Origin of the sequence: Thiosulfatihalobacter marinus, from assembly GCF_016019955.1 — a bacterium.
Lineage (GTDB): Bacteria > Pseudomonadota > Alphaproteobacteria > Rhodobacterales > Rhodobacteraceae > Shimia > Shimia marinus_A.
Genome location: NZ_JAECRZ010000006.1, coordinates 125,795 through 144,293, shown reverse-complemented (window position 1 = coordinate 144,293; position 18,499 = coordinate 125,795). Strand labels below are relative to the sequence as shown.

Annotated in this window: 14 protein-coding genes; 5 read left to right on the top strand and 9 right to left on the bottom strand. The window is 59.6% G+C overall.

Annotated features, from left to right (window positions below):
- Nucleotide 1 precedes the first annotated feature (1 nt).
- A complete protein-coding gene (dnaJ, locus tag I3253_RS11070) occupies nucleotides 2-1,147 on the top strand; it encodes a molecular chaperone DnaJ (protein WP_197917724.1) in 1,146 nt (381 codons plus the stop codon).
- Between the two features lie 48 nt (nucleotides 1,148-1,195).
- Here dnaJ and I3253_RS11065 read toward each other — a convergent pair whose 3' ends face one another.
- Nucleotides 1,196-2,035, bottom strand: a complete 840-nt coding sequence (locus I3253_RS11065; RefSeq protein WP_197917723.1) for an amino acid ABC transporter substrate-binding protein — start codon at nucleotides 2,033-2,035, stop codon at nucleotides 1,196-1,198.
- A gap of 222 nt (nucleotides 2,036-2,257) precedes the next feature.
- On the opposite strand from I3253_RS11065, the gene radC reads away from it, so the two are divergent.
- Nucleotides 2,258-3,019, top strand: a complete 762-nt coding sequence (radC, locus tag I3253_RS11060; protein WP_197917722.1) for a RadC family protein — start codon at nucleotides 2,258-2,260, stop codon at nucleotides 3,017-3,019.
- Here radC and I3253_RS11055 read toward each other — a convergent pair.
- The 3 genes from I3253_RS11055 to secA all read right to left on the bottom strand — a co-directional run bounded on the left by I3253_RS11055 (nucleotide 3,016) and on the right by secA (nucleotide 8,416).
- Nucleotides 3,016-4,575 carry a substrate-binding domain-containing protein gene (locus tag I3253_RS11055; protein WP_197917721.1) on the bottom strand — a complete coding sequence of 520 codons (1,560 nt, stop codon included), beginning with the start codon at nucleotides 4,573-4,575 and terminating at the stop codon, nucleotides 3,016-3,018. The genes radC and I3253_RS11055 overlap by 4 nt on opposite strands.
- 21 nt (nucleotides 4,576-4,596) lie before the next feature.
- Complete coding sequence (locus I3253_RS11050) at nucleotides 4,597-5,529, bottom strand: translocase (protein WP_197917720.1); 933 nt, start codon at nucleotides 5,527-5,529, stop codon at nucleotides 4,597-4,599.
- Nucleotides 5,530-5,707: 178 nt separating this feature from the next.
- Nucleotides 5,708-8,416 carry a preprotein translocase subunit SecA gene (gene secA / locus I3253_RS11045; protein WP_197917719.1) on the bottom strand — a complete coding sequence of 903 codons (2,709 nt, stop codon included), beginning with the start codon at nucleotides 8,414-8,416 and terminating at the stop codon, nucleotides 5,708-5,710.
- A 170-nt stretch (nucleotides 8,417-8,586) separates the two neighbouring features.
- Between secA and I3253_RS11040 the strand changes: the two genes are divergently transcribed.
- The 3 genes from I3253_RS11040 to mutT are packed head-to-tail and all read left to right on the top strand — an operon-like array spanning nucleotide 8,587 to nucleotide 11,083.
- On the top strand, nucleotides 8,587-9,456 hold the full coding sequence (locus I3253_RS11040) for a peptidylprolyl isomerase (RefSeq protein WP_197917718.1): 870 nt from the start codon (nucleotides 8,587-8,589) through the stop codon (nucleotides 9,454-9,456).
- 2 nt (nucleotides 9,457-9,458) lie between these two features.
- Nucleotides 9,459-10,688, top strand: coding sequence for a bifunctional glutamate N-acetyltransferase/amino-acid acetyltransferase ArgJ (argJ, locus tag I3253_RS11035; protein ID WP_197917717.1), 1,230 nt, complete (start codon nucleotides 9,459-9,461; stop codon nucleotides 10,686-10,688).
- Nucleotides 10,685-11,083, top strand: coding sequence for an 8-oxo-dGTP diphosphatase MutT (gene mutT / locus I3253_RS11030; RefSeq protein ID WP_197917716.1), 399 nt, complete (start codon nucleotides 10,685-10,687; stop codon nucleotides 11,081-11,083). Before argJ ends, mutT begins: the two co-directional genes overlap by 4 nt.
- A gap of 376 nt (nucleotides 11,084-11,459) precedes the next feature.
- Here the strand turns inward: mutT and infB are convergent, their stop codons facing one another.
- The 5 genes from infB to I3253_RS11005 all read right to left on the bottom strand — a co-directional run bounded on the left by infB (nucleotide 11,460) and on the right by I3253_RS11005 (nucleotide 18,481).
- Nucleotides 11,460-13,961 carry a translation initiation factor IF-2 gene (gene infB / locus I3253_RS11025; RefSeq protein ID WP_197917715.1) on the bottom strand — a complete coding sequence of 834 codons (2,502 nt, stop codon included), beginning with the start codon at nucleotides 13,959-13,961 and terminating at the stop codon, nucleotides 11,460-11,462.
- Nucleotides 13,958-14,590: an RNA-binding protein gene (locus I3253_RS11020; RefSeq protein WP_197917714.1), complete on the bottom strand. Its 633-nt coding sequence runs from the start codon at nucleotides 14,588-14,590 to the stop codon at nucleotides 13,958-13,960. Before I3253_RS11020 ends, infB begins: the two co-directional genes overlap by 4 nt.
- Before the next feature lie 22 nt (nucleotides 14,591-14,612).
- A complete protein-coding gene (gene nusA / locus I3253_RS11015; RefSeq protein WP_197917713.1) occupies nucleotides 14,613-16,244 on the bottom strand; it encodes a transcription termination factor NusA in 1,632 nt (543 codons plus the stop codon).
- Between the two features lie 2 nt (nucleotides 16,245-16,246).
- Nucleotides 16,247-16,828: a ribosome maturation factor RimP gene (gene rimP / locus I3253_RS11010; RefSeq protein ID WP_197917712.1), complete on the bottom strand. Its 582-nt coding sequence runs from the start codon at nucleotides 16,826-16,828 to the stop codon at nucleotides 16,247-16,249.
- A gap of 144 nt (nucleotides 16,829-16,972) precedes the next feature.
- Nucleotides 16,973-18,481 carry an ABC transporter substrate-binding protein gene (locus I3253_RS11005; RefSeq protein ID WP_197917711.1) on the bottom strand — a complete coding sequence of 503 codons (1,509 nt, stop codon included), beginning with the start codon at nucleotides 18,479-18,481 and terminating at the stop codon, nucleotides 16,973-16,975.
- Nucleotides 18,482-18,499 lie beyond the last annotated feature (18 nt).

Sequence of the window (18,499 nt, the reverse complement as noted above, 5' to 3'; positions counted from 1 at the left end):
CATGGCAAAACGTGACTTCTACGAGGTGCTTGGCGTCAGCAAGGGGGCTTCCGCGGACGAGATCAAAAAGGCTTACCGTCGCAAGGCCAAGGACTTGCACCCGGACCGCAACGCCGACAACCCGGAAGCCGAGGCGCAGTTCAAGGAAGCCAACGAAGCCTACGAAATTCTCAAGGACGCCGAGAAAAAGGCGGCCTATGATCGCTTCGGTCACGCCGCATTCGAAGGTGGTATGGGCGGTGGCGGCCCTCGCGGTGGCCCCCAAGGCCAGGGCGACTTCGCCAGCGCCTTCTCGGACGTGTTTGACGATCTGTTTGGCGATTTCATGGGCGGTCGCGGCGGCGGTGGGCGTCAGCGGGCGGCGCGCGGGGCGGATCTGCGGTACAATTTGCGGGTCACGCTGGAAGACGCCTATGCCGGCATCCAGAAAACCATCAATGTCCCCGGCACGGTGCAATGTGAAAACTGTTCCGGTTCGGGCGCCGAAGGCGGGGCGGAACCCACCACCTGCCCCACATGCTCGGGCATGGGCAAGGTGCGTGCACAACAGGGTTTCTTCACTGTTGAACGCACTTGTCCCACCTGTTCGGGACTTGGTCAGATCATCAAGAATCCCTGCAAAAGCTGCGGCGGTCAGGGTCGAACCGAGAAAGACCGCGCGCTTAGCGTGAATATCCCGGCGGGCGTTGAAACCGGTACCCGCATTCGCCTTGCCGGTGAGGGTGAGGCCGGGATGCGTGGCGGTCCGTCAGGCGATCTCTACATCTTTATCGAGGTGGCCGCGCACAAAATCTTTGAACGCGAAGGCCCCAATCTCTATTGCCGTGTTCCGGTCAGCATGACCAAGGCGGCGCTGGGGGGTGACATAGAGGTGCCCACGATCGACGGTGGCCGCAGCCGGGTAAAAATCCCTGCCGGGTCTCAATCGGGCCGTCAGATGCGCCTGCGGGGCAAGGGCATGCCCGCGCTGCGCGGCGGCGGTGCCGGAGACATGATGATCGAACTGGCGGTGGAAACCCCGGTCAACCTGACCGGCCGCCAAAAAGAGCTTCTGCGCGAATTCGAGGATCTCTCGGAAGAGAACAATCCTGAAAGCAGCAGCTTTTTCAAATCGGTCAAAGGGTTCTGGGATTCGATGAAGGGCTGATCTTGCCGTAAGGCGGGCCTTGCCCGCCTTACGTGCCGTTTGCGGCAATCACTTCACGATCGGCGCGATCATGTACAGGGCCTGAAGGGCCAAACCAGGGCTCAGATTCGGAATGGCCTGGGCCAGTATCTGTTCCATCGCGCCCGTTGCGTACATCTCTGACAGGGCGCGATCCACAAGCACGCGAAAATCGCTGTCGCCCCGCGTCATGGCCAACCCCTGTTTTTCGATCGTCAGGATATCGCCCGACAGCTTGAATTTGTCGCGCATGGCACTTTTTGCATACAGGCCCGACAAAATGGCCTGATCCGCGAAATAGGCATCAATTGTGCCCTGTTCCATCGCCTTCATGCCATCGTCGTGGGATACGAACCGCTCTACCGTCGCGTTGACGTTGGCTGATTTCAGCGAGTTGTTCAGCGCCATTTCGGTCGTGGTGTCGCGTCGCACGCCCAGCCGCTTGCCCGCCAGATCCAGGAAATTTTCGGAAGCGCTCGCCGGAAGAATAAGCGCGGTTCCGTCTACATAGGTTGGGATGGAAAAATCAACCAACGCCCGCCGCTCCAGAGTGATCGTCGCGGCGCCACAATGAAGATCGATCTCGCCGCTGGCGACTTTCTCGAACCGGTTTTGCGCGTCAACCGGGACGAACTGCACGTTCAAATTCGCCAGCTTCAAGTGGTTGGCAATGGCCTGGGCCACCTGAACACAGACCAGCGGGGTAAAGCCCGCCGGCTCGCCCGATTCCAACTGATATGACATGGGCGCCGCATCCAGGCGGTATCCCAGGTTCAGTTCCCCGGTTTCTTTGATCCGCTCCAGGGTTTGGGCCGTGGCCGGAAAAGCAAGAGCAACCGTGGCGAGGGTTGCCAGAATCAAGATACGCATGAAATGTCCTGTCATGAATATGGGCGAGGCCCGGAAAAAGCTGTGCAAATCTTCCCATCAATTCGCGATCACCACAACCCTGCCAAAGGTTAATCCTCTGGCGCGATGCGGATGATACCGACGCAATACCGGCGCGATACCGACGTAATACCGACGTTGGTTCCGGCGTTAACGAATTTGGTTTTTAAGGTTTCGTTTACCGAGTTTTGGCAGGGTTCCCGCATGTCCGATCCGCCCGCCTTTGCCGAAAAGCCGCTGTCGCTGTTTTCAAGCGACGAGGCGCCGGCCACTCAACTGCCCAACGGGCGGACACCCTCCTATATTGCCGATCATCGCAAGCGGCTGCGGGCGCGGTTCCTGTCCGGTGGCGCACAGGCGATGCCGGATTACGAATTGCTTGAACTGGTCCTGTTCCGCGCCATACCGCGCCAGGATGTCAAGCCATTGGCTCATAACCTTCTGGAAACATTCGGGGATTTCAATGGTGTCCTGTCCGCCCCCTTTCTGCGCCTGACCCAGGTCAAGGGCGTTGGCGAGGCCGTTGTGACCGAGTTGAAGATCGTCGAGGCGGCCGCCCATCGTCTGGCGCGCGCGCGGGTGATGCAGCGCCATGTCCTGTCGGGCTGGGACGCGCTTTTGGACTATTGCCGCACCACCATGGCGCATCGCGTCACGGAACAGTTCCGGGTGTTGTTCCTTGATACGAAAAACACTCTGATCGCCGACGAAGAGCAGGCCAGGGGCACCGTCAACCATGTCCCGGTCTATCCTCGGGAGGTGGCAAAACGGGCACTGGAACTGAACGCCAGTGCCTTGATTCTAGTGCATAATCACCCTTCCGGCGATCCCACGCCCTCGGATGCCGATATCGACATGACCGACAAGATCAACGCCGCCGCGCAAGCCTTGGGGATAGCGCTGCACGATCACCTTATCATCGGAAAATCGCGCGAACTCAGCTTTCGATCCGAGGGATTTCTTTAACGCACCCACACTTCGACGCGCCGATTCACCTGCCGCCCCCAGGCGCTGTCGTCGCAGGCCATGGGCATCGCCTCGCCAAAGGCAACAACCTCCAGGTTCAGGCGATCCGGGTTGGCAGTCTCGGCTGCGGCCAGCACCGCATCCCGCACGGCCATGGCGCGCTTGCGGGCGATTTCCCGATTGCCGGCTGCTGGCCCTTCGCCATCGGAAAATCCAGCAAAAACAAGGCGTCGCGCATCAAAATGCCCCGCCTCGACCGCCCGCGCCAGCTGTTGCACATTCGAACGGGACTGGGCGTCCAGCCTTGAAGACCCGGTTTGAAACCGGAAAGAGGTCGTCAGCCGTTGCAGGGGGCCCAAGGTCTGGATCAGGCGCTGCAACTCAGAAAGTGGCACCTCTTCTCCGGCTGCGGCGATGGCGTTTGCAAATCGATCGCCTTGTAGATTGATCGGTATTTCCTCGGCGGTCTGGTCCACGAAACCCGCCCGCCGGATCACGATCTGTGCCGACGGGCTGCGCGTGTAAGACAGGAAATCGCGGGTCAGCTTGGGCTGTCGGCGGGCAGGAAAATACAGAAACATCGGAGCGTTAAGCGGATAATCCTCGGTTTTGATCGACCGCCTTGATGCCGCCAGCGAAAAGCCGCAGCTGCCCGTCAAGGTCAGCTTTTTTGCATTGCCTGAATCGGCAAAGCTGGCAATGCCGATCGCAAAGGGATCGCGGCTTACAGCGGAAACAAGGGAAACATTTCGGGAATGGCGGATGATACCGTCAGCAAAGGTTAACTTGGCGCGGGCCATCAACTGGTCTTCCGCCGCCTGGGCCAGCCCGGATTGCGGTTGCATCAAGTGCAGACCGATCGGTGCATCCGGCCCCCCCAAATCCTTCCAGTTGGTGATCTTTCCGGCGAAAACGCGTGCCAATTGGTTCAACGACATTGCAGTGACCGGGTTGCTTGTGGCGACAATCGGCACCATGCCGTCCAGCGCAAGAACGCGGCTTCGATTGGGCTCTGTCATGTCGCCCAGACCGGCCTCGTAGCCCAGTTGAGCTTCGCGCGGCCGAATTTCGCGAAGCGACATGGCGATGTCCGCCTCATCGGCAAGAAGATCTGCAAAACCCTCGTCAGAATTGCTGGCATGAAACCGGAACCGGGCCACCTTTTGGCCTGTGCCCCTGTCGGTCAGGGTGTACTCAAACTGGGTCACGCTTTGGCTGATCCGCTCCACGTTGAAGCCCTCGCGCTGTGCAAAGGCTTCGAGCAGAGCCGGCATCAGAATTTCCGCCATGGTGGAAGAGCCGGAGATGGTCACGTCGGCGACAAAGTTTACCAGATTCGGACAGCCCGGCCCTTCGCATTGAACGCCCGTACTATCCACGGTGAGTTCACCATAGACGGTGTCCACACGATAGAATTCACCGTCAAATCCCCGCAAGGTGCCGGTGATTTCAACCCGCCCGTCCTGGGATGTCAGCGTGACATCCTGCGAGATAGCCGGAAAAGCGTACACAAATAGGAAAAGTGCGGCGAGAGTCGCCGCACGAAGGTTCAACATGTTCCGTCCTGATCCGAAATCTCAGTTCTGCGCGATCTTCAGGTCTTGTAGCAGGTTTTTCAACACAAGATACTCACCCGAGGCCTCACAACCGGGAATTTCCAGCATCAAGTCATGAATCGCGGCCACGCGGCCAACCTGCAATTCTATGGACTGAGCCTTGACGCTTTGACCGCAGTTTGCCTTTGAAATCTCGGCCTCGATGCTCATTTGCACGGTCCCCGGCGACTGTACCGAGCCTGAAGGGAAAGTATATACCTGCGCCAATTGCGGTTCGGCAAGGTTTGTATCGCCCAGACGAACAAGAAACCCGCCCGAGCCGTCGATCACGGCCAGGCTGTCGCGTGGGGCGCCGCTCCAGACATGTCCGGACTCACCGTACCCGGCCCCGAATTCAAGCGCGTGCAGCTCAAGCCCGCCTTGCCCTTGCCACTGGATTGCGACCCGGTCGTAGAATGCCAACGCGTCTACACGAGCCGTTGCCACCGCGCCATCGCCGTTGGGAAACACGGCTGCAAACATGGCGTTCTGGGCAAGCGCCGGGGCCGATACAATCAGGCTACCGTCAGATCCGACCGTTTCGGTGAACCGAAGGCCGGCATGATGAAATGTCACGCGCTCCCCTGCCTGGCACGGGGCGTCCAGGCGCAACTCGACCATGGCGGCAGCCAGGGGATTCGCCTGCAATGCGGATTCGCAGCCCGGAGCGGGCGCGGCTTCTTCCTGCGGCAGCAATCCTACCGGCGGGTCCTTGGCAACGACAAGCACAACGGGTTGTTCCGGCAGCGATGCATCGGGCGAGCGATCCTGAGGTAGAGTCGGCAAAAGACGGGCAGAGGATGTTCTGGGCGCGCTGAGTGCGCCGGGCAGTCCTGCTTTCTCTGGCAGCGTAACACGTGCTGCCTGGGACGCTGCGGGGGCGATTACAGCCTGGCTGGCCTCGGTGCTTTGCATGAAAAATCCGATTGAGATCGCAACAGAAAATGTTGCGCCTGCAAGGGCATATCTACGGTATACGTTCTTCATTATCGCCATTTCGCGCTCCAACCATTTACTGCCCCGCGACATGACCATCCCAACAAAAAAGGGCGCACATATGGCGCCCTTTTGATCTTTGTCTGGCCTGTTGTGGCTAGATCAGCCGGCCATGGCAATGCTTGAACTTCTTGCCCGAGCCACAGGGGCAGGGCTCGTTCCGGCCCGGATTACCCCAGGTTGACTGATCATTTTCGTCAAATCCCGGCGCGGCATCCGCCAAAGCGGGGGCCGCGGTCTGGGCCGCAACAGACTGGGCGGCCGCATCTTCCACGACCTGCCGTTGCTGACTCATTTCCAGGGCAAGCTGCTGCTGCTCTTCTTCTGTCATCGGGCGAATGCGTGACAAGGTTGCCGTCACATCTTCGCGCAGACTGTCCAGCATGTGTTCGAACAGCTGGAAGGCCTCGTTCTTGTACTCGTTCAGCGGATCCCGCTGCGCATAACCCCGGAATCCGACCACCGAGCGCAGATGTTCCAGCATCAGAAGATGTTCGCGCCATTTGCTGTCAATGGTTTGAAGCAAAACCTGCTTTTCCACCATGCGCATGGCTTCAAGACCGAAACTTGACGCTTTCTTGGCCATCATCTCGTCGGCGGCATTTTCCAGCCGTTCCCGGATGGTCTCGTCGTCCACACCTTCTTCATTGGCCCATTCGATCACTGGCACATCAAGGCTCAGTTTTTCGATGCATGCGGCGTACAGGCCCTCGGTATCCCACTGATCGGCATAGGACTTGGGCGGCATATACTGTTCGATGAGGTCGGCAATCACGTCATGGCGCATATCCTGAGCGATTTCAGACAGATCCTTGGCTTCCATGATTTCGCGACGCTGGCTGAAGATCACCTTGCGCTGATCGTTCATCACGTCATCAAACTTCAGAAGCTGTTTTCGGATATCAAAGTTGCGGCCTTCAACCTTGGCCTGTGCACGTTCGAGCGACTTGTTCACCCAAGGGTGCACTATGGCTTCTCCGTCCTTCATGCCCAGGGTCGACAGCACCTTGTCGAGCCTTTCGGAACCGAAGATGCGCATCAGGTCGTCTTCCAGGCTTAGGAAGAATGCCGAGCGACCCGGATCGCCCTGCCGCCCCGAACGCCCCCTCAGCTGGTTGTCAATCCGCCGGCTTTCATGCCGCTCCGTGGCGAGCACGAACAGGCCGCCAGCGGCCTTGACCGCTTCCTCGTCGGCCTTGTGGCCCTGTTCGATCTGCGCGCGAATTGCCTCGTGGTCGCCTTCCGGGTTTGCCGTGATGGCTTCGAGAACCTTGAATTCGACGTTCCCGCCAAGTTTGATGTCGGTTCCGCGCCCGGCCATGTTGGTGGCGATGGTCACCGCGCCCAGTTTGCCTGCGTCGGCCACGATCTGGGCTTCTTGTTCGTGTTGGCGCGCGTTCAGAACGTTGTGTTTGATGTTGGCCTTGGTCAGCAACTCCGACAGGAATTCGGATTTCTCGATCGAGGTAGTGCCAACCAGCATCGGCTGGCCCTTGGCGTTGCTTTCCTTGATTGTCTCGACGATGGCATCGTATTTCTCGCGCGCAGTCCGATAAACCGCGTCATCGTCGTCCTGGCGGGCCACGGGGCGGTTGGTGGGCACTTCGACCACTCCAAGACCATAGATCTCGGAAAATTCGTCTGCCTCTGTCGCAGCGGTGCCCGTCATGCCTGCCAGCTTGTCATAAAGGCGGAAATAGTTCTGGAACGTCACCTGGGCGAGCGTCACGTTCTCGGGTTGAATATCGCAGCCTTCCTTGGCCTCGATGGCTTGATGCAAGCCGTCGGACAGGCGGCGTCCGGCCATCATGCGCCCGGTGAATTCGTCAATCAGCACCACCTGGCGGTCGCGTACGATATAGTCCTTGTCCTTGGTGAACAGCTTGTGCGCGCGCAGACCCTGATTGATGTGATGCACGATGGTGGTGCTTTCGGGGTCATACAGGCTCTGGTCCTCCTGCAACAATCCCCGAGCCTGAAGCTGCGCTTCCAGGAACTCGTTGCCGTCGTCAGTAAACGTGACGTTGCGGGTCTTTTCGTCCAAGGTAAAATGTTCGTCCTGAAGCTCGGGGATAATTTTGTCGATGGCGACATAAAGATCGCTGCGGTCCTGGGCCGGCCCCGATATGATCAGCGGCGTACGCGCTTCATCGATAAGGATGCTGTCCACCTCGTCCACAATGGCAAAGTAGTGATCGCGCTGCGACATCTCGCGCAGCTCGCCTTTCATGTTGTCGCGCAAATAGTCAAAGCCCAGCTCGTTGTTGGTGGCATAGGTCACGTCGCAGGCATAGGCCTGACGCTTTTCGTCATCCGGCTGTTGTGGGTAAACCACGCCGGTTGTCATGCCAAGCGCGGCGAAAACATTGCCCATCCAATCGGCATCCCTACGGGCGAGGTAATCGTTGACGGTCACGATATGCACACCCTTGCCGGTGAGCGCGTTCAGATAGGCCGGAAACGTGGCCACCAGGGTTTTGCCTTCGCCCGTTTTCATCTCGGAAATATTGCCCTGATGCAGAAAGATGCCACCCATCAACTGCACATCGAAGGCCCGAAGGCCAAGCGCGCGCCGCGCCGCCTCGCGGCAGTTGGCGAACGCCTCGGGCAGGATTTCGTCAAGATCTTCCCCGCCCTTGGCGCGCTCGGCCAGCTCAACCGTCTTGGCCTTGATTTCGTCATCCGACAGCTTCTCGAAATCCGGCTCCAGAGCGTTGATCTTCGCTACGAGAGGGCTTGTTGCCTTGACCTTGCGGTCGTTCGGTGTCCCGAATACCTTTTTGGCAAGTTTTCCCATTCCGAGCATATGATTTGTCCTTCGTTGACACTTATCGCTAGGCATTTGCTTGCCGACCCGGCCCGCCACCCATAAAAACGGGCAAACTACCTGTTTGCCTCGGCCTCAAAGCGATGTAAGCGGCGTTAGTAACAGTGTCAACGTCGCCTTCCCGCGCGGCTCCAACCAAGGACTAAACGATGTCGAAACTCCTCGAATTGCTACGCCCCACCGTATTGGCCGTTGCTCTGGCCGCGCCCGCGATGGCGCAAGATGCACCGGGCATTGACACGGTCATGGCGCAAGTGAACGGCCAAGAGATCACATTGGGCGAGATGATCGCCGTCCGTGGTGCTTTGCCTCAGCAGTATCAGACGTTGCCGCCGGAGGTTCTGTTCAGGGGTATTCTGGATCAACTGGTGCAACAGACAACGCTTGCGCAGGCGTTGCAGGGTGACGTTCCACGCCACGTTGAGATCGCGCTGACCAATGAACGGCGCGCGCTTCTGGCGGCCGAGGTGCTGCAAGCGTTCCTGGCTGACCAAGCCTTTGGCGAAGACGATATCCAGGCCGCTTACGACGCGAAATATGCCGACTACCAGGGCGCGGCGGAATTCAATGCATCGCATATTCTGGTCGAAACCCGGGAAGAGGCCGTTGCAATCCGGGCCGAGCTGGAAAATGGTGCGGATTTCGCCGAAATGGCCAAGATGAAATCCACCGGGCCTTCCGGTCCTTCGGGCGGAGAACTTGGATGGTTTGGCAAGGGCCAGATGGTTGAGCCATTCGAAGTTGCAGTGGCGGCCTTGAACGTGGGCGAGATTTCTCAACCTGTGGAAACCCAGTTCGGCTGGCACGTCATCTCTCTCAACGATATGCGCCAGACACAGGCCCCATCGTTGGAAGATGTCCGCGACGAGCTTATGAACGAAGTTCAGACCAATGCCGTGGATGCATTTGTCACCCAGTTGTCCACGCAAGCAGATATAGATCTGTCCGGCGCCGAGGGGATCGACCCGACACTGATCCAGCGCAGCGATTTGCTTGAAGCGGACGAACCCGGAAACTGACCATGGCCAAGATAACGCATGTTTCGCCGCTGGCGCCCGCTGAATTTCCCAATCTGCCGCGTGTCAAGGGGGCGGAATATGCCGCGGCTGCCGCCGGGATCAGGTATCAGGGGCGCAAAGATGTCATGCTGGCCCGGTTGGCGCCGGGCAGCGCCGTGGCGGGGGTTTTCACCAAATCCTCGACACGGTCGGCCCCGGTTCTGGACTGCCAGGTCAAGATCGGAGCACACAGTGAAGAGGGCGCGGCAATCATTGTGAACGCGGGCAACGCAAACGCGTTTACCGGCCGCAACGGTGCCGAGGCCACGGATGCAGTGACCGGGGCCGTGGCCGAATGCCTGAAGCTGCCCCAGGCACGGGTGTTTTCCTCGTCGACCGGTGTGATCGGCGAGCCGCTGCCGCATGGTCGGATCACGGCAAAGCTTGACGAACTGGCGGCGGCCCTGTCTGAAACCGCGATCCGCGAGGCGGCCGAGGCCATACGCACAACCGACACCTTTGCCAAAGGGGCCGGAGCGTCGATAGAGATCGACGGCAAGACTGTAAACATAGCCGGGATTGCCAAAGGATCGGGCATGATCGCGCCGGATATGGCAACCATGCTGGTTTACATCTTTACCGATGCCGGGGTCGAGCAAGCGTTGCTACAGAAGATGTTGTCCGAACTGACGGACTTGACGTTCAACAACATCACCGTTGACAGCGACACATCGACATCCGACACGCTTTTGCTTGCCGCGACAGGGGCGTCGGGCGTTCAAGTCACATCCAATGACGGGCCGTTTCGCGCTGCGCTGCACGACGTTATGCTTGACCTTGCGCATCAGGTCGTGCGCGACGGCGAAGGGGCGACGAAGTTTCTGGAAATTCGAGTAACGGGCGCCGCGTCCAACACCGATGCCCGCACGCACGCGTTGGCGATTGCAAATTCGCCATTGGTAAAAACGGCGGTGGCCGGTGAAGACCCGAATTGGGGCCGTGTGGTCATGGCAATCGGCAAGAGTGGCGCCGCAGCAGATCGTGATTTGCTGGCGATCAGCTTTGGCGATGTTCTGGTGGCCGAACAAGGCTGGGTTTCGCCCGGTTACAGGGAAGATCTTGGCGCGGCGTATATGAAGAACCAGGACCTGGTGATTTCCGTCGATCTTGGGATTGGTTCAGGGGAGGCAACCGTCTGGACCTGCGATCTGACGCACGGATATATAACGATCAACGCTGACTATCGTTCATGAAGACAGTTCTGGTTTCTGCCGTAGCGCTTGTTGACGTAGACGGCCGAGTGCTGTTGGCGCAGCGTCCGGCCGGCAAATCGATGGCCGGCCTATGGGAGTTCCCGGGCGGCAAGGTGGAGCCCGGTGAAACGCCGGAAGCGGCGCTGATCAGGGAATTGCAGGAAGAGTTGGGGATCAACACATGGGCAAGTTGCCTTGCGCCGCTGACTTTCGCGTCGCACAGCTATGATGATTTTCACCTTCTGATGCCGCTGTTTGTCTGTCGGAAATGGGCGGGCATACCAACCTCTCAAGAGGGGCAGGCGTTGCGTTGGGCTCGGCCTGAAAACCTGCGGGAATTCAAGATGCCGCCGGCGGATATTCCGCTAATCCCCATAATTAGAGATTGGATCTAGTGAAAACGCCTACATTTTGTGCGTAAACGCGATATATTGTGCGTGTTTGTGGGGAACTTGTTCTTCTCACGAACAAAAAGTTACGTTACTTTTACGTTAGTGTGACATCTTTGCGGATGCCGCGCTTTAGCACAAGGACCAAATCCGAACTGTCAAACTACTGGGGATATTTGACATGCTTAGGACAATAACAGTGAGCAGCAGGGTTTCCATTCAAGGAACCTTTGTGAAGGCTTTGCCTGGTGGTCGGATATCCGTTCGCGTGGGTAACGCGATCTACTCCGGCAAGCCAATCACGTCTGCCAATAGATAATCATTCACCGATCTCACGGGACAAAACGAAAATGAGGGGCGCCGCAAGCGCCCCTCTTTTTTTCTAGTCAAGCGTACGGTTGACTTCTTCGCGCTCGAAGATTTCGATGACATCGCCTTGGCGAATATCGTCGTAGTTCTCGAACGCCATGCCGCATTCCTGGCCGGATTGCACCTCGGCAACTTCATCCTTGAAGCGCTTGAGTGTCTTCAACGTACCTTCGTGAATCACTACGTTGTCACGCAACAGGCGCACGCCGGCCGAGCGACGCGCAATGCCCTCGGTCACAAGACAGCCGGCAACCTTGCCGACATTCGAGACTTTGAACACGTCCTTGATCTCGGCATACCCGATGAAGTTTTCCTTGATTTCCGCGCTCAGAAGGCCAGATGCGGCGGCTTTCACGTCATCCACGAGGTCATAGATCACCGAATAGTAGCGAATCTCCACACCTTTCTGGTTGGCTGTATTTCGCGCCGAGGCGTTGGCCCGGACGTTGAAACCCATGATCGGGGCGCCGGATGCCTCGGCAAGGCCAACATCGGTCTCGGTGATTGCGCCAACACCCGAGTGCAGCACGCGGACTCGCACTTCGTCGTTGCCGATCTTTTCCATCGCCTGAACGATAGCTTCGGCCGAGCCCTGAACATCCGCCTTCACAAGAATAGGAAGTTCCGAGACACTCTCGTCTTCCTTGGCTTTGGCCATCAGTTGTTCCAACGTCGTGGCGGCACCAGCAGCGGCGCGCTTGTCCTTGGCGACCTGGGCGCGATATTCGGCAATCTCACGGGCCTGCGCCTCGGTCTCGGTAACGTTCAGAACATCGCCCGCTTCGGGTGTGCCATTCAGGCCCAACACCTCGACAGGAACCGAAGGCCCGGCCTCTTCCACGCGTTCCCCCTTGTCGTTGATCAGCGCGCGGACCTTGCCGTATTGCTCGCCCACGACAAAGATATCGCCTTGGCGTAGCGTGCCCTTTTGAACCAGAACGGTTGCAACCGGGCCGCGACCCACGTCCAACTGTGCCTCGATCACGGCACCTTGCGCGGCGCGATCCGGGTTGGCCTTGAGTTCAAGGATTTCCGACTGGAGCGCAATGGCTTCCAGAAGTTCGTCCAGCCCCTGTCCGGTGATTGCGGATACTTCGACATCCTGCACTTCGCCCGACATCTTCTCGACGATGACTTCGTATTGCAGCAATTCGGCCCGCACCTTGTCCGGGTCGGCCGCAGGTTTGTCGATCTTGTTGATCGCCACGATCATCGGCACTTGCGCGGCCTTGGCGTGGTTGATCGCTTCGATCGTCTGCGGCATCACCGAATCGTCGGCCGCCACAACCAGAACAACAATGTCTGTAACCTGAGCACCACGCGATCGCATCGACGTAAATGCCGCGTGGCCCGGTGTGTCAAGAAAGCTCAGAACCGCGCCGCTGTCGGTTGTCACCTGATAGGCGCCGATATGCTGAGTGATCCCGCCCGCTTCGCCGGCAACCACCTTGGCATCGCGGATCGCGTCCAGAAGCGAGGTCTTGCCATGGTCGACGTGACCCATAATGGTAATCACCGGCGGTCGCGGCTGAAGATCCTCTTCCGTGTCGTCGCCATCGGAAATGACATCTTCGACATCGGCATCCGAAACGCGCACAACCTTGTGGCCAAATTCCTCGATGATCAGTTCCGCGGTGTCAGCGTCTATCGTCTGGTTCTGCGTGACCATCATGCCCATGTTCATGAGCGCCTTGACCACGTCAGCCACGCGCTCTGCCATCCGGTTGGCCAGTTCCGACACGACAATCGCTTCGGGCAGCTGTACTTCGCGGATCACCTTTTCGCGCTCCACAGGGCCGCCCATCGCCTTCTGACGCGCGCGTTCCTGCTTACGCTTCATGGCAGCCAGCGATTTCTGCCGCCCACCTTCGCCCGAAAGCGCCTGGTTCAGCGTCAACTTGCCGGAACGGCGGCCATCGTCGCGTCCCTTGCCCCGGTTCGAGCGTTGATCGCGTTCACGATCCTGCTTGCGCGGGGTCGCCGCCGGAGCGGGTTTGCCCGCACCGGGGTTGCGCGCGGCAGGTTCTGTCGTTGGCTGTGAGACGGCAGCGGCGGCTTCGGCTTCGGCACGTTTGGCCGCGGCCTCTTCCTCGGCGCGCTTGCGGTCTTCTTCTTCGGCTTTCTTGCGGGCCTTTTCCTCGGCCTCGCGCTGCTCGCGTTCTTTTTCCTCGGCTTCTTGCCGACGGCGTTCGCGCTCTTCGGCGCGTGCCTTTTCCTCGGCTTCGCGTGCCGCTGCCTCGTCGGCTTCACGCGCCTTGGCAGCGTGCAATGCCTTCAGGCGGCGCTCCATCTCCGCATCCGATATTCCGGCTGGGCGTCGCGCCGGATCGCCTCCGGGCGTCTTCGCAGAAGATGCACCCGGTTTCCCGGCGCCGGGTTTGGGAACCACAACACGTTTGCGCTTGGTTTCCACCACGACATTCTTGGTCCGGCCATGGCTGAAGCTTTGCTTCACATTGCCCGACCGGTTGCCGCCACGCAGACCCAGGGTTTTTTTACCGTCGTTATCGCTCATCTGGCCGTCTTTTCCTTTCCGATGGCCCCTGCCACCGTAATTCCGCGAACGCCTTTTAATCTTTGGGCCTCCTCTACAACACGTAGAGTGAGTCCACCAGACGCAAGCGCCCCATGTATCACAGTTTGTCGCCCAAATGCCAAACCCAATTCAAAGGCGGTCATCCAGTCGATATGTGCGCCGTCATCTGGCGGTCGCAACTTGCTTTTGCCTCTCTCGGAACCATCCGATGCCTGAAGCAGAACTTCCGCCTGATCCTTGATCAGCCAGTCCTTTACCTTTTCGTAACCGGCGATGGCGCTTCCCGATTTTCTGGAAAGACTGATCAGCTCGACAACGCGGCGTACCAGTTGTCTTTCGACCTCATCAACCAGCCCTTCGGGCGCCGCCACCCGAGTCTTGGCGGCGCGGGAAAACAGCCCCTTGTGCGCCGCCTTGGCGATGGCATCGCGATCCGCCCGGATCCAGATGCCGCGTCCGGGCAGCTTGCCGAAAATATCCGGCACGATCTGGTCATCGGGTCCGACCACGAACCGCACCAGTTCGACGCGCGGCGCAACCTCTCCGGTCACGATGCACTTGCGTTCCGGTTCGCCGCTCCGGTCGTTGGGTCGCCCACCGCGTCCCATGTCGTGCCCCCGGGGCCTGAGATCAGGCCCCGGTCTCCTCTTTTGCTTCGCCGTCCGCGGCGTCACCTTCTTCGGACTGCTCCTGAGCGATCAGATCCTCGGGGTCCACCCAGCCGAGCACGATGCGCGCGGTCATCACCATATCCTGCGCCTCTTCCAGCGATGTTCCGAAAGGCTCTAGCAGGCCGTCATCCTTGACGCGCTCGCCGTCTACCGTGGTCCAGCCTCCGGCCAGTTCCCAATCGGCACAGGTTGCGAAATCTTCAAGGGTCAGAACACCGTCCTTGGCCAGCGCCTCGATCATCTGTGGCGTCAGGCCCTCAAAATTCACAAGGCTGTCTTCGACGCCCAAAGCACGGGCAGTGTCAAGCGCCGCCTTGGCCTGTGCCTCCAGGAAGTCGCGCGCACGGGCCTGAAGCTCGTTTGCCGTGTCTTCGTCCACACCGTCGATCACCAGAAGTTCGTCCACCTCGACATAAGCCACCTCTTCGAGGTTGGTAAAGCCTTCGGACACCAGCAACTGGGCAAAGAACTCGTCCAGATCCAGGGTTTCCATGAACAGCGCGGTGCGCTCTTCGAATTCCTTCTGGCGACGCTCGGATTCCTCGGCCTCGGTCATGATATCGATATCAAGATTTGTCAGCTGCGAGGCCAGACGCACGTTCTGGCCGCGGCGGCCAATCGCCAGCGACAGTTGCTCGTCCGGGACAACCACTTCGATCTTGCCGGCTTCCTCGTCCAGAACCACCTTTGACACTTCCGCCGGTTGCAGCGCGTTCACCAGGAAGGTTGGCTGATCCTCGTTCCACGGGATGATGTCGATCTTTTCGCCCTGAAGTTCGTTCACGACGGCCTGAACACGGCTGCCGCGCATACCCACACAGGCCCCCACGGGATCGATCGAGCCATCATAGGAAATCACGGCGATCTTGGCGCGCGAACCGGGATCGCGGGCCACGGCCTTGATTTCGATGATGCCGTCATAGATTTCCGGCACTTCCATCTTGAACAGTTCGGCCATGAATTCCGGCGCGGTGCGGCTCAGGAAAATCTGCGGGCCACGGGTCTCGCGGCGCACGTCCTTGATGTAACAGCGGATACGGTCATTCGGACGATACGATTCGCGGCCGATTTTCTCGTTGCGGCGCAGGATGCCTTCGCCCCGGCCGACATCGACGATGACGTTGCCGTATTCCTCGCGCTTGACCACACCGTTGATGATGGTGCCGGCGCGATCCTTGAATTCCTCGTACTGGCGGTCCCGTTCGGCTTCGCGCACCTTCTGCAAGATGACCTGCTTGGCCGATTGTGCCGCGATCCGGCCCATTTCCACCGGCGGAACCTCTTCCACAAAGGTGTCTCCCACCTTGGGATCTTCCATGTACTGCTTGGCCTGATCCACTGTGAACTCGGCCTGATAATTCTCAAGCGCGTCGTCTTCGACCACTGTACGCACGCGGGTAAACGTTGCCTTGCCGGTCTTGCGGTCTATCGACACGCGTATGTCCATTTCGGCGCCGTAACGCGATTTGGCCGCGCGGGCGAGGCTCTCTTCCATCGCCTCGACCACCAGACCGGGGTCGATCATCTTTTCGCGGGCCACGGCCTCGGCTGTCTGGAGCAGTTCCAGCTGGTTTGCAGAGGTAATTGCCATTCTTATTCCTCCTCGGACTCTTCGGTCTCGATCTCGTCAAAGTCGTCTTCGTTCAGCGTTCCGGCCGCCTTGCGGGCCTTCAGCATTTCCTTGATCAGGTCGTCGGTCATCATCAGCTTGGCATCGGCCAGCCAGTCGAACTGAAGACCAACGGTGATGGGCTCGCCCTTGTCCTGAATGTTGATCAGCACCTCGTCGCCTTCGACCCCGGCCAACACACCCCTGAACCGCTTGCGCCCATCGATCAGATCGCTTGTTTCGACCTTGGCTTCGTAGCCTTCGTAGGTCTCGAAATCCTTGATCCGGGTCAGGGGGCGGTCGATTCCGGGGCTGCCAACTTCCAGCACATAAGAATCCGACAGCGGATCCTCGACATCCAGAATTGCGCTGACGGCATTCGAAATCTGGGCGCAGTCGTCCACTTCGATACCGCCCTCGGGCCGTTCGGCCATTATCTGAAGCGTGTGCGTATTGCCGCCCATCAGGCGCAGGCGCACCAGCTCGAATCCCATGTCCTCGATGACGGGGGAAACGATCTCGGCCAATTTGCGGTCTATCGCCGACTTGGCAATCAGGTCACTCATATCGCGTGGTCCAAGCACAAAAAAACGGGCGTGCGGCCCGTCGAACTTTCCCGGTGGAGCGTCAGGTCAGGACCCGAACGCGCCGCTGTTGAGGGGGATATACGCTTCCATGTGCGAGTCTGCAACCCCGTTCTGTTCAGCGCGTCAAACGCGCCACCAACGCTCTGCCAGCCGGGCATTGTCCAGCGCCCAAAGGTTGCCCAGAGTTGCGGGTTTGCCCAGCGTATCGCGGGTGGCAAAAACGTGATCGGCAAAGGCCGGCACGATGATCGGGCCTTCGTCGCGCAACAAATGTTGCAGGTCGCGATACAGCGCCCGGCGGCGATTGCCATCCAGTTCGGAACGGGCGGACAGGAGAAGCGATTTGAAACGCGGATCTTCCCACTGGCCGAAATTCCACGCCGCGCCGGGTGCCAGATAGGTCGACAAAACCCAATCCTCGGTTGCCCGGCCAGAGGACTGCGCCGCCCGAACGGTTCCGTGCGCGGGTTGCGCGGCCAGATCGGTTGTCAGGCCAAGCCGCTGCATTTGCGACTGAAACGCCGCCCCTGCGCGTGCCGTGCCCTCTGCGGCAGACCCCGTCATGTGCAGAACCGCCCCGTCGATACCGGCCCTTCGCAACAGGTACCGCGCATGATCCGGGTCATGGGGAACCGGTGCCAGATCGGCGGCGAAATAGTGATTGGCAGGGCCGATCGGGCTGTCTTGTGCGATCCGTCCGTGCCCGCCCAGCACATCCGTCAGAAACGCGGTCCGGTCGATCCCGATCTTCAGCGCCCTGCGCAGATCGGCCTTGTCGAACGGGGCGGTCGAACTGTCGAGCGCAAATCCGATATGCCGGTTCCCGGAAACCCTGTGCAGGTGCACCCCGCCGGCCAGCGAGTCGCGCCCGGTTTGCGGGGGCAGTTGCGCGGCCACGTCCACGTCGCGCTGGGCCAGTGCGCCTGTTCGTGCGTCCGCATTGTTGTGCGCGAGAAGTTCAACCTCGTCAAAGAAACCGGCCGAGGCCCCCTTGTAATGCGACGATACGCGCCGCGCGCGCAGCCGGTGGCCCGGCTCGAAGTTTTCAACGCGGTAAAGCCCGGTTCCGATCCCGTTCATCATCGCCAGTTCGACATAGCCGGCGGGATAGATGATCAGGTGATAATCCGCCATCAAATACGGAAAATCGGCATTCGGCGCGGACAGGTGAAACTGAACCTGTGTGTCGGACAGCTTGCGCAGGTCTTGCACCGCCGACAACAGCGGTGCGGCGGGCGAGGCCGACTGCCTGCCCATATGCAGCGCCATGGTTTCAAGCACGTCATCGGCGCCAAAGGATTTGCCGTTGTGAAAAGTCACATCCTTGCGCAAATCAAATGTCCAGACCCGCGCATCCGCGCTGGCCTGCCAGCTTTCCGCCAGTTCACCGCGCAGCGCCCCGTCCGGGCCGACCTCGGTCAGGCAATCGAACACCATGCCATGGGCCGCCACCATCATGAACAGCCCGGAATGTCCACGGCTATCCCACGAGTCATCGGTAAAGGCGCCACCCACGGCGGCACGCAATATCCCGCCCTGACGCGGCGCAGCCGTCAGCGCCATGCCCGAGGCCGCCAGCACACCGGCGGCGGCACCGCTGGTCAGAAGGCTACGTCGGCTTATGCGCGCCATTTGGATGCTCCATTTCCA